The organism is Belnapia sp. (assembly GCF_059504005.1).
The window spans coordinates 1-10,650 of sequence record NZ_JCACHU010000018.1; the positions used below are offsets into that span (position 1 = coordinate 1).

Genomic DNA, 10,650 nt, shown 5'->3' on the forward strand with positions numbered 1-10,650 from the left:
GATCAAGCTGATGGCAAGGCGCTTGGCACGCTCATAAACATCTCGGACGGGCTCTGAGGGTAAGCAGCGGCTCACCGGCAGCATGCCGGCGCCGGACCTCATCGTAGAGCGCTATCCAGCGCGCCCGGCTATCAGCGCTGGCCATCCTCTCGGCGCGGGTGCGTGGGAAGGCGCCCGTGCGCCTCGCCGGAGTAGGCCGCCGACCCGGAATGGCCGGCAGGCGCCGGAGCCGGCCATGTGCTCCGGCCAGCCAGCGCTCGATCATCTGCCGCAAGTTTAGCAGCAGATGCCACCGATCGGCGACCTGCATGGCCTGTGGTGCCCCAAGCGAGATACCACGGGCGTACTCGCTCGAGCGGTCGCGGGCAACGGCGCGAACCCCGCGGTGGTCTCGAAGCCATTCGGCCAGCGTCGGGGCGCTCCGGTCCGGCAGCAGGTCGACGACGCGATGCCCCTCCAGGTCGACGAGAATGGTCCCGTAGGTCTTGCCCCAGCGCAGGGCCCAGTCATCGACGCCCAGAATGCGGGGGACTGGCTGCCGCGGCAGGGGCAGGCGGCGCACCAGGCGCAGCACCGTGTCACCACTCGCTGGCATGCCAAGGTGCTGCAGGAGCCGCCCAGCCGCCTCGCTGCCCAGGGCAACGCCGACCCGGCCTTGTGCCGCGGCCAGGCGGCGCGTGCGATGCGCGTGCGGCGCAATCAGTCCAGGCAGCCGCTCGACAAAGGTCTGCCGCACACAGGCGGGATTACGGCAGTACAGGCGCCTCACCGCCAACTCGAGACGAACCTGGCGCCCGAGGCAGGGCAAATCGGCAGGCCGTCGCAGAGCCCGGCTGTGGACCGCTTGGCTCGGCTCGCCACACCCTGGGCAGCGCGCTGCGTTGTCGCGCCTCGGCATGAATGGGGATGCAGCTGGGATCCGCGCGGCTTACCTCCCGGATCCAGCATCCCGGCAGGAACTGCAGGTTGTTCATCCTGAACTATATAGGTTACCTAACGGCCCGGCTGAGGTCTGCACCTGCAACGACAGCACCAACCACGCATTTTGCGGAAGAGCCGTGAAAGCGGGACAAGGCCAGGCCAGCAAGGTCAGCATGGGGGCAGTCCTCTGGCCAGGACGCCACCAGCTTATTCGCTTACCCGCTCCGCCGCCTCATCCCGGAATGGCCAAACTCGAGCTTAGTAGCTGTTGATACCAACTTGCATGCCTGATAGCGAGTCGATATTGCTAATTCAAATGCAGGCATGACCGATCTGCACGTATGCGCATTCGGCAGTGATTAGCTATTTGTCGAAAGGTGGGACGTTGGCGCTCAGCGCTTTGCCAGGGAAGTAACTTCATCCGAGCTAAGCCACTGCATTTTTGCTCTGGGACTGCTCGTGCTTTGCCTTGAGACTCGCGAAAAGGCCCCAAACGATGGCCCAGCCAGGGTCGTTGTCAAAAGCCTCGCTCCGGGCCGGTTGGTTGGTTAAGTGGCGGGCTAACCTAGGCTCGGTGCTGAAGCGGCGCAGGCTGTCGAGTGCGGCGAAGATAGCTGTCTCTGAAAGGCGCGGCGCGCCGGTCACCGATCGCGGACGATGGCCAGGTCCGAAAAGGCGAATCGTCGGTATCGCACGGCGTTCGAAAATCTCGCGCACGGCGTTGAGGCGCGGGCTGGATGCGACGTCAATCACTAGTTCGGGGGCCATGCCGCTTACGGCAACGTCGCGGAACAGGCCATCGATCGTCAACAGGCGGTAGCCGGACAAACAGGCCGCCTCAGTTTCGCCGGAGGCAAGAAGGATAACAGGCAATGCCTTATCCTGACAGTGGCGGGAATGCACCACTAGGCTTGCCAACAGGTGCGGGTCATCGGCTCGGTCGGCGAGGAAAAGCTGCCCGTGGCGCCCGGCGGCATCTACCACCCAACGGGCATAAGCCTGATTTGCATCAAAAAAGATCGGCATCCGCAAGTGGCGGAGGCCTGGGCGATGGCGAACGGCACTGACTGAGGGATCGTCGGTCCTCGAGAGTAGGTAAAGTTGCGGGAAGCGGGTGGCCAACGCCTCAACATCGGTAGCTAAGTTGGTGCCGCGCATTGCCCAAACATCGTAGGGAAGGAAGGCGGGAACTGCTGCGGCATGCGGCATGCTGAGCGCCGGCGGCGGCCCCGCGAACCAGAGGCCGAGTTGCCCGCCGCCAACAAGATCGGTCAGCGGAATCCGACGCAACCGACCGCACGCCGCAGCCGGCGTCACGTGCGGATCGGTTGTGGTGAGTTCCGGCAGGCCGATGACGTCACCGAGTTGGCGGAGGCGGTACAGCGCATCGGGATCGGGCTGCGCGTCAACCGTGCCGCCAAGGACGAAATGGACTGGAATAAGGTGTGAGAGGTAGCGCCCGGTGTCGCAGACATGGTCGAGGACGAGCGAGCCGGTGCGTAGCTCGGCCGCGTCGAAAATGATGCACAGGCCGGGCGGCAGGTGCCAGCACAACTCCGAGGTACGCGCCAGAGTGGCGCTGAACTGCTGCTGCGAAGCCATGGAAGAGGCGAAGGAGGCAGCTTCAAGTTGCGGCAGCTGCTCCGGCCTCGCCACCACCTCCTTGCAAGCCCAAAACATGGCCTGAAAAGAGTCGAGGGTATGGAATGGGTGCGTCGGCGCATAGCCCTCGAAGGCATGGGCATGAGCAATGATTGCCTTGCAAAGATTCAGCGCCTCCCCGACCTTGATCTTGAGGCCGGTGGAGAAGGTCATCGGGGCGAGGACGACATCAACATTGCTGTAAAATTCGTCGAGGCTCTCCACCCGGCCTAGCAGCTCAACAAAGGAGGGCAAGCGGTCGCCGGCAAGATCGTCGCAGCAGCTGCCGGCGACGATGAACCGGCAGGGCAGCAGGGTGCGCTCGACATAGAGCCGCGCCGCTTCAAGGAAGGCACGGATATTGACCAAGTTGATGTTGTTGCGCGCACCAACCAAGCCAAAGCGGAGAATGCCGTTCGGTGGCTCGGTGCGGAGCAGCGGTCGGATCGGCTCAAAATAGGGCAGGGTCTTCACCGGATTGTCGGTCAGGGTACGGAAGAACGCCGCTTCTTCCTCCTTGATGGCCCAAACCACGTCAGCGCGGTCGAGGGCGATGCGCTCCTCCGCCTCGGTCGTATAGAAGAACTCTGGTCTGATGCCGTTGGTCTCGAGCACCGCGCGCCGGCCGGCGAAGCGGTCATGCGTATCGAGGATCTTGAGCACGCCACGGGGTACGAACTCGAGTGCTTTGCTCAGCCAGGTGTAGTTAACGATGCAGACGTCGAACTGCTGGGTGGAGAACAGCCAGCGCAGCATATCTGCAATCGCCGGGTCCCACCACTCGTCAATGCTGTGGTCCTCGCCCTCAATGGGCGGCATGTGCAGCTTTCGCGTCACGGGAATGGTGTAGTGCGCGTCCCAGGCTTGTTGCATGGCGCGCAGCGCGGCCAATGGGGGCTCGCGCCGCCAATCTGTCTCCGAGGCGTAGTGCAGATAGTGGATCTCCGCCCCCTTCCCCCGAAGGCTTTGACAGACCTGGAAGATGCGCTTGCGGTTGCCGTAATCCTGCGGGTGGGTCGGGGTTGGTGCTAGCACCAGGACGCGGAGTCCGGCCCAGCTGCGCAAGCCGGCGACGTCAGTCATCGCTGTCGCTCGCACCGCCCAGTAGGCTGACGACGGCGGCATAGACGGCGGACATCTGCCAGTGCAGGTCATCGGCGCGTGCCTGTGGCAGGGCGAGTGCCCTCAGGGTGCGGAGATGCGGCGGCTGGTGGGCAAGGAAGACCTTCAGCTCGTGCCATTGCTTCTCGACGGTGCCGCGCGTTGCCTCCGGCGCGCGGACGAAATCGGAGACCGCCTGCCAAGCAATGCGGCGGCGCAGCCACTCCTGGCTGAGGCGCGCGGGTTCAATGCAATGCTCAACGACCGCATGTGGAGTATAGCCGACGGCGCCGCCGAGGGCTTCGAGGCGCTCGGCAAGCTCGGTTTCGTCGTTCGACATCAGCGCGATACCAGACCCGATGCGGCCGAGCGCCGGGCTGAAGCCACCGGCCTCGCGTAGCTTGTCAAGACGGTAGGAAACATTGGCCCCGACGACCCATTCGCCCGGGTTCAGCGGCCGCGCCTCGTCGCCGAGATCGAGCACGGAGAGATACGGCAGCATTGCCGGTCCCAGCCAGTCCGGCGCCGGGGTTGTGAAGTGCGGCAGCACGCGACCGCCGATGCAGACGATACCTTCGCCGAGTTCCGCGTGCGCCTCCAGCATGCGCTCCAGCCAGTCCGGTGCGGCGAAGGCGTCATCGTCGAGATAGACGATGACGGGCGCGCGAGCCTGCTCGCTGGCGACGTTGCGGGCGTTGGAGAGACCGGGCGTCTTGACATGCAGCCAGCGCAGGTTGGCGATGCCGGCATAGGCCTTGGACTCTTTGGTTGAGCGCGCCGCATCAGGCGAGTTGTCGACGACAAGAATCTCGAAGCGCCGGGCCGGCAAGGTCTGCTCGCCGAGCCGGGCGATCGACTGGGCCAGCACGTCGTAGCGATCAAAGGTGCAAATTGCCACAGTGGCAAGCGGCATGGCAGATGCCGCGGGCACTCGGCGTCTCGTCGGCGTCTTCATCAGGTACTCCGGCGCGTGGCGGCAGGGCGTGGCCGTTAAGCCGGCACAAGCTCGATATGGCTGATGGCCATTCCGAGCACGCGCTCGTCCGAACCGCCGGTCTGGGCTGGGGAGAACATCACCGGCGAGCGCAACACAATCTCGGTCGGGCGGACGCTTTGGATGGTTGGCAGCGGACCGACGATAAGAGCGCTCGCCTGCGGGATCAGCTTCGCAGGGTAGGGCTGGCCGTCGATGGTGACGACGACCGGCCGCTCCGCCCCGCCGGCGCCGAAAGAGCGCACGCGGACTTGCAAGCGGAGCGGCCGCGCCCGACTGACCCAGAAGACCAGCCGGGCTTCGGGCTCCGGCCCGGTCCAGCGATAGGGGGTGCCGTCCTCACCGTATTCGAGGAAGTGGAAGCCAGAGCCCGCCTCAAGGAATTCGCCGGCCTGAAGCAGGGCGATCGGGCTTAAGACCACTTCCTCCACTTGGCCGCCGCCGGCGATGATGCCGTCGCGCAGCCGTTCGACATCCATCAGCAGCGTCACCTGGGACTGCAGTCGGGCCATTTCGCGCTCAAGGGTCGCTAGCCGGAGTTCAAGGGCAGGGGTGCGGGCTGTGGAGGGTGCCTTGCTCACTTCGGGGCCTTGGCTGCGCCAGAAAAAGGATCAATCAGCATCTTCGCCGCTTCTACAAACCCCCACCAGCCTGTACCGCTGCGGGATGACGAAATCGAGAGAAGTGCTACAAGCCGGATTGCGTTTTCGCAAGCGGACATACTCGCGCATACGAACCCAACCGGGCAGCCGCCCATCGCTTCGGAGATGATTGTGCGGATCAGTGGTTACCTGAGTATTTACAATGATTGGGATTTGCTGACGCCCGCTCTGCGCTCCGTGGCGCCCTATCTCGATGAGCTCGTGGTGGTCGATGGTGCCTATAGCTGGATGGCGCCACTCATTCGACAGCTCGGCCGTCAGCCGGAGCGGTCGCAGCAACCAGTGCGGGATGCACTTGCCGCCTGTGGCATGCCGGTCCGGATCATCGAAGGGGTTTGGGCGAACGAGGTGGAGAAGCGCCGCGCCGGCTATGCGGCCTGCCAGGGACGCTACGTGCTGCGCCTCGATGCGGATGAGGTGCTGTTCTTCGATGCCGTCCAGCTCGAGCGCTTCCTAGCCTCTAGCAGCGCCGTGGCGGAGATGGAGATGCCGAATTATCTAGCCCCGGGCTTCATCCAGGGCAAGCCGGACGGCACCCCACTGCCGCGGCAGGCCTTCCTCTTTGACCGGCAACTGGTCTCGCCCGAACAACATCTGCACCATCTTTGGCTGGTGCTGACCGTCGATGCACTGCCACCAGCCGAGGTCCTCCCGGTTTTTCCTGAAGTCGTCGCCTTTAACGCACATCTCACCACCTGGCGAACGCCGCAGACGGCGGTGCAGCGTGCCCTTTTTTACAGCCTGAACTGGTCGCGCCGGCATGGCATATCTTGGATCGAGACGCTTAAGGGCCGGCCGCTCGACGATGTCGCGGCGCTACTGCGATACGTGCCAGCCAACGCCTTCCTCGAAACGATGCTGAGCCATCGACTAGTTTCTGGGCTTTTCGACACCGCCGGCGAGCCCATGCGGCCGACACCGCTCTCGCCAGAGCAGGAGCGGAGCCTAAAGCCGCTCCACGCAAATTTTGTGGACGCGCAGATCGCGCTCAACCGGGAACTCACCGAGCAATCTCGTCACATCATTCAAGGCGAGCCGATCTGCCTCGACCTCAGCAGCAGTGCCGGCCTCGACGTGCTGGCGCGGCACAACTGCATAACCCTGGAGCTGTTCAAGGAGCCGCGACGGGCCGAAGCAGTAATGCATTACACGCTTCCCCGTCCGCCCTGGGAGGTGCGCGTGCAACTGGCGGCCGCTGTCCTCGACACCACGTTGCAGATCACTTTGCCCGGGGCGGCACCAGAGACGGACGGGTTCCTTCGGCGCATTCTGGTGCTGAAGGTCTGGATTCCGGGCGGCCAGCAGTTACAGGCCATGCTATGCCTCGCTCGATGAGAATTTCGCTAACATCTTGGAACTTGCCAGGAGTGTCAAAAAATAAAGATAAGTGCAATATAGCAACATTTTTGTTGTTTGCTGCCTAATTTGATGGTTCCGTAGATCCAAGGCGCCCAATTTGGTTGATGGGCGGAACGTTGTGGGGAGGATATGCGCGACTTGCAGGAGCTGGCTGCCGGTTTTGCCGGTACCGATCAAGCCAATGCGGCTTTCCAAGGGCATTTCCACGCGGCGGTCGCTGAGGGGCGTCTCGATGCGCTGGCCCTGGCCTGCAGGAACCTGCTGACCGTCCCAACAACCGGTGAATTCGCTCTGCCTTATGCCTTTGCCATTGCGGCCAGGGCTAGGCTGCATGATCCCGCCTTTTGGACCTATGGAGAAGGCAGTTCGCCGAAGCCGGAATTGCTGGGCTGGCTCGACGGGCTGCTGAGGCTGCCGGCGGCTCTCAACAGCCGCCATAACTACTACTACGAGATCGTCGCAGGCCTTCGGCACTACGTCGCAGGCGATCATGAGCAGGCCTTTCACTGGCTGGCGCTGGCAGCGCGGCCGAACGATTTTTATCGCGTAGTTAAGGACGATTTCGGCGGTGGGGCGGCCTTCGCCCGGACCTATCCCTCGGCGGAAGCGCTGGCGGAAGCGCGTGGCTCCCGCTTCGACCGGGACCTAACCTTCCTCCATAAGCCAGCGCAGGCGCTGGCGGCCGTGGTCAGTATCTCCTTCGACCGGATTTATGCCGAGGCCTTCGCTGGCGGTTGGATTGAGCAGTTGGCGGCATGCGGGTGTGCCAAGGTCGGCCTGCATCTCCACCTGATGCTCCGCGGAGAGGCCGATGTGGCGTTAGTTGACGACCTTGTCGGAATGGCAGGACGGCTCGGCCTGCCGCTCGCCCTAAGCGTCGAGACGGGTGTGCGGCATTCCCGAGCCTATTACGCCAGCGCCCGCTTCCTGCGCGGCGCAGCTATCCTCGAGGCATTCGGCTGCCCGGTTCTGTTCTCCGATGCGGACGCCTACATCGCGAGTCCCAACGATTTCGCCAACCGCCACTTACCGGCCATTCTGGGCGAGCAGCGGGTTCTCGGGCATCTGGCCGACGGGCCCTATAACGGTTATCTGCCCTGGCGCCGCTTCTCCGCAACCTGGATGGTCGCGCCCGCGCATGCCGACTCCGCGCGCTTCCTCGGCTTGGTTGGCGATGCCGTCGAGTATTTTTGGGATGAGCGCGACCGGAATTGGTGGATCGATCAGGTGGCCCTTCAGATTGGCCGCACCACTGCGATCGGGGGGGGCATAGGGGCGACACGCTTTGGCAGCATCGGCGACGCCCTGCCACATGTCCTGACGACCGGCGAGGAGTACAAGATCGGCAAGGTCTCCGAGGTGCCGCGGATGAGGGCGCTACTGGCTAAGGGGCTGAACTACTGGGAAGCCTTACGTCAACTCGACGTCTGAGCAGACCCCCTGTGGGGAAACCGCAAACCGGTGATTCCGTCGAGAGCGGAAATGCTCTAGGTTGCGTCCCATGCAAGCAGCAATGGGATCGGCAGTAGCCTCGGTGCGGGTGGGTGGCGGGCCGTGAGCCGCGTCGTCTTCCATATGGACCGGGCCGACCGCGAGGCGCTAGCCGGTTGGGCCTATGACGTTGACCGCCCGGATCGGCACATCCGCATGGTGGTGTTGGAGGGCGAGGAGTACCTCACCGAGATTATAGCCAACACGTTTCGCCAGGATCTTGTCAGCGCGGGCATCGGCCGCGGTGACCATGCCTTCCACCTTGACCTGCCGAGCTTCCTGCGGAAGGGGCCGGCGGTGAAGGTGCGGCTGGTGGATGCCGAGGCGAGATCGGTGCTCGCCGTCCTTAACCTCGCGGCGGATTTCGAGCCGGCGAGCGAACTGGTGGAGCGGTTGGGCCAGCAAGTGGAGCGCGAACTTGGCCCGGCGGAAGGCGATGTCGTTTTGCGAGCCGTTGCGGCGCGTGGCTTGCTGGACAGCATGCTGCCTCTGCTTGATGGGCTGCTCGGCGCGGCGCAGCCGGCATTGGCCGAGGCGCCCTTAGCAGCGGGATCCTTTCGGGCGGCTCTGGCCGCGGCACACGCGCGTTTCTCTCCGGTCACGCTGCCGAAGGTGGCGGCACCGCGCGTTTCCGTCATCGTCCCCGTCTTTGGCAAGTTCGATCTGACTCACAACTGCTTGGCGACGCTCGCGGAACTGCCAGACCGAACGTCCTTCGAGGTCATCTTGGTCGACGATGGCTCTACTGACGAGACGCTGCTAGCGCCGCTGCTGGTTCGCAACATACGGCTGCTGCGGAATCAGGCGACGCTCGGCTTCCTCCATTCCTGCAATGCTGGTGCGGGAATAGCGCGAGGTGAGTTTTTGTTTTTTCTGAACAACGATACGGAGATGCGGCCCGGCGCTCTTGATGCGCTGGTGAGTTTGCTGGAGGAGGAGCCGCGCACTGGCGTCGTCGGCTCGAAGCTCCTCAACCGCGATGGCACCCTTCAGGAGGCTGGCGGAATCATTCTCCGCCTGGCCGACGGGGTGAATTACGGCCGCGGCGAGAATCCGGATGACGGCCGGTTCAACTACCGGCGGGATGTTGACTATGTCTCCGGTGCCTCGTTAATGACGCGGCGGGAGGTCTTCGAACAGCTCGGCGGCTTCGACGAAATTTTTGCGCCGGCCTATTACGAGGACACCGACTATTGCTTTCGCGCGCGTGCCGCGGGCTGGCGAGTGCGCTACCAGCCGCGCTCGACGGTTGTGCATTTTGAGGGCGGCACCGGCGGCACCGATGTGACTGCCGGCGCCAAGCGGTACCAAGTGGTAAATGCCCGCCGCTTCCTGCAGCGCTGGCGCAAGGTGCTGCTGACCCATGCGCCAGCTGGCATGACCATCGAGCAGGAGAAGGATCGTGGCGCCGCCTTCCGTCTGCTCTTCGTTGACGCTACCGTGCCGACGCCCCGGCAAGATGCGGGCTCCGCCGCAGCCGCCTGTCATATTCGGCTGCTGCAAGGCATGGGAGCGAAGATCACCTTCCTCGCCGCGTCGCATATGGGATTGCAAGGCGAGGACGGGGAAGCTTTGCAGGATGCCGGAATCGAGGTGCTGCACCATCCACATAACTGGTCGGTGGAGGAGGTGCTGCGGCGGCGTGAAGGTGGCTTCGACGTCATCTACCTGCATCGGGGCGAGGTGGCGGTACGTCACATCACCACCTGCCGGGCGCTCGCGCCCAAGGCGCGCCTTGTCTACAACGTGGCGGACCTGCATTTTCTGCGGTTAGAGCGGCAGCGGGAGCTCGGCGATGCCGGGCCCGCGCCGCCGGTGCGGGTGCGGCGCGAGGCGGAGCTGGCAGCTATCCTCGAAGCGGATACGGTCATCGTCCACAGTGCGGCTGAGGCAGCGCTGCTGCACGGCCAGGGCGTCACTGCGGTGGAGGTGGTGCCCTGGTCCGTACCGTTTGTCGAGCATGGGCCGGCGCATGCGGCGCGGCAAGGGCTACTCTTCGTCGGTGGGTTCCGGCATGCGCCGAATGGCGACGGCATCCTATGGTTCGTGCAGAAGATCTGGCCGCAGCTACGGCAGGTTCTACCGCAGCTGACTTTGACCATCGTCGGCAGCCATATGCCGCCGGAAATTCGGGCGCTTGGAGAGCGGCCAGGCATCATGGTCCCGGGCTATGTCGAGGATCTGGCACCGCTCTACGCGTCGTGCCGGCTGGCGGTGGCGCCGTTGCGCTATGGCGCTGGCCTCAAGGGGAAGGTGATTGAGGCCTTGGCTTTCGGCCTGCCCTGCATCGGCACGCCAATCGCCTATGAGGGGATTCCTCTTCCCGAGCGGGCGGAAGTAGAGGCTGCCGGGGAAGCGGAATTCAGCCGTGCGGTCATCGCCCTACATGAGGATGCGGGGCGTTGGGCGGCATTGCGGGAAAGTGGTCTTAGTTTCGCGCGGAAGACTTATTCGGAAGATGCCGTGGCGGCCGGGCTACAG

Annotated in this window: 6 protein-coding genes and 1 pseudogene; 3 read left to right on the forward strand and 4 right to left on the reverse strand. The window is 64.2% G+C overall.

Annotation, left to right across the window (positions count from 1 at the left end):
* Positions 1-64 precede the first annotated feature (64 nt).
* From AC5JJ1_RS03375 to AC5JJ1_RS03390, 4 genes and pseudogenes are all read right to left on the reverse strand, one after another.
* A pseudogene (locus AC5JJ1_RS03375) lies at positions 65-974 on the reverse strand (ISL3 family transposase); the annotation flags it as partial.
* A 373-nt stretch (positions 975-1,347) separates the two neighbouring features.
* Positions 1,348-3,645 carry a glycosyltransferase gene (locus tag AC5JJ1_RS03380; protein WP_495783709.1) on the reverse strand — a complete coding sequence of 766 codons (2,298 nt, stop codon included), beginning with the start codon at positions 3,643-3,645 and terminating at the stop codon, positions 1,348-1,350.
* Complete coding sequence (locus tag AC5JJ1_RS03385; RefSeq protein ID WP_495783710.1) at positions 3,638-4,618, reverse strand: glycosyltransferase family 2 protein; 981 nt, start codon at positions 4,616-4,618, stop codon at positions 3,638-3,640. The genes AC5JJ1_RS03380 and AC5JJ1_RS03385 overlap by 8 nt, the downstream gene beginning before the upstream one ends.
* Positions 4,619-4,653: 35 nt before the next feature.
* On the reverse strand, positions 4,654-5,148 hold the full coding sequence (locus AC5JJ1_RS03390) for a hypothetical protein (protein ID WP_495783711.1): 495 nt from the start codon (positions 5,146-5,148) through the stop codon (positions 4,654-4,656).
* A 276-nt stretch (positions 5,149-5,424) separates the two neighbouring features.
* Here AC5JJ1_RS03390 and AC5JJ1_RS03395 point away from each other — a divergent pair, with 276 nt between their 5' ends.
* The 3 genes from AC5JJ1_RS03395 to AC5JJ1_RS03405 all read left to right on the forward strand — a co-directional run.
* The gene (locus AC5JJ1_RS03395; protein ID WP_495783712.1) at positions 5,425-6,654 is read left to right on the forward strand and encodes a glycosyltransferase family protein; all 1,230 of its coding nucleotides are present in this window, start codon (positions 5,425-5,427) and stop codon (positions 6,652-6,654) included.
* 153 nt (positions 6,655-6,807) lie between these two features.
* On the forward strand, positions 6,808-8,109 hold the full coding sequence (locus AC5JJ1_RS03400; RefSeq protein WP_495783713.1) for a hypothetical protein: 1,302 nt from the start codon (positions 6,808-6,810) through the stop codon (positions 8,107-8,109).
* A 123-nt stretch (positions 8,110-8,232) separates the two neighbouring features.
* A partial coding sequence (locus tag AC5JJ1_RS03405) for a glycosyltransferase (RefSeq protein WP_495783714.1) occupies positions 8,233-10,650 on the forward strand: 2,418 nt, incomplete at its 3' end.

Excerpts from the sequence above, each read along its gene's own strand:
- AC5JJ1_RS03380 (WP_495783709.1), bottom strand. The coding sequence starts at position 3,645 with ATGACTGACGTCGCCGGCTTGCGCAGCTGGGCCGGACTCCGCGTCCTG.
- AC5JJ1_RS03385 (WP_495783710.1), bottom strand. The coding sequence starts at position 4,618 with ATGAAGACGCCGACGAGACGCCGAGTGCCCGCGGCATCTGCCATGCCG.
- AC5JJ1_RS03395 (WP_495783712.1), top strand. The coding sequence starts at position 5,425 with ATGATTGTGCGGATCAGTGGTTACCTGAGTATTTACAATGATTGGGAT.
- AC5JJ1_RS03400 (WP_495783713.1), top strand. The coding sequence starts at position 6,808 with ATGCGCGACTTGCAGGAGCTGGCTGCCGGTTTTGCCGGTACCGATCAA.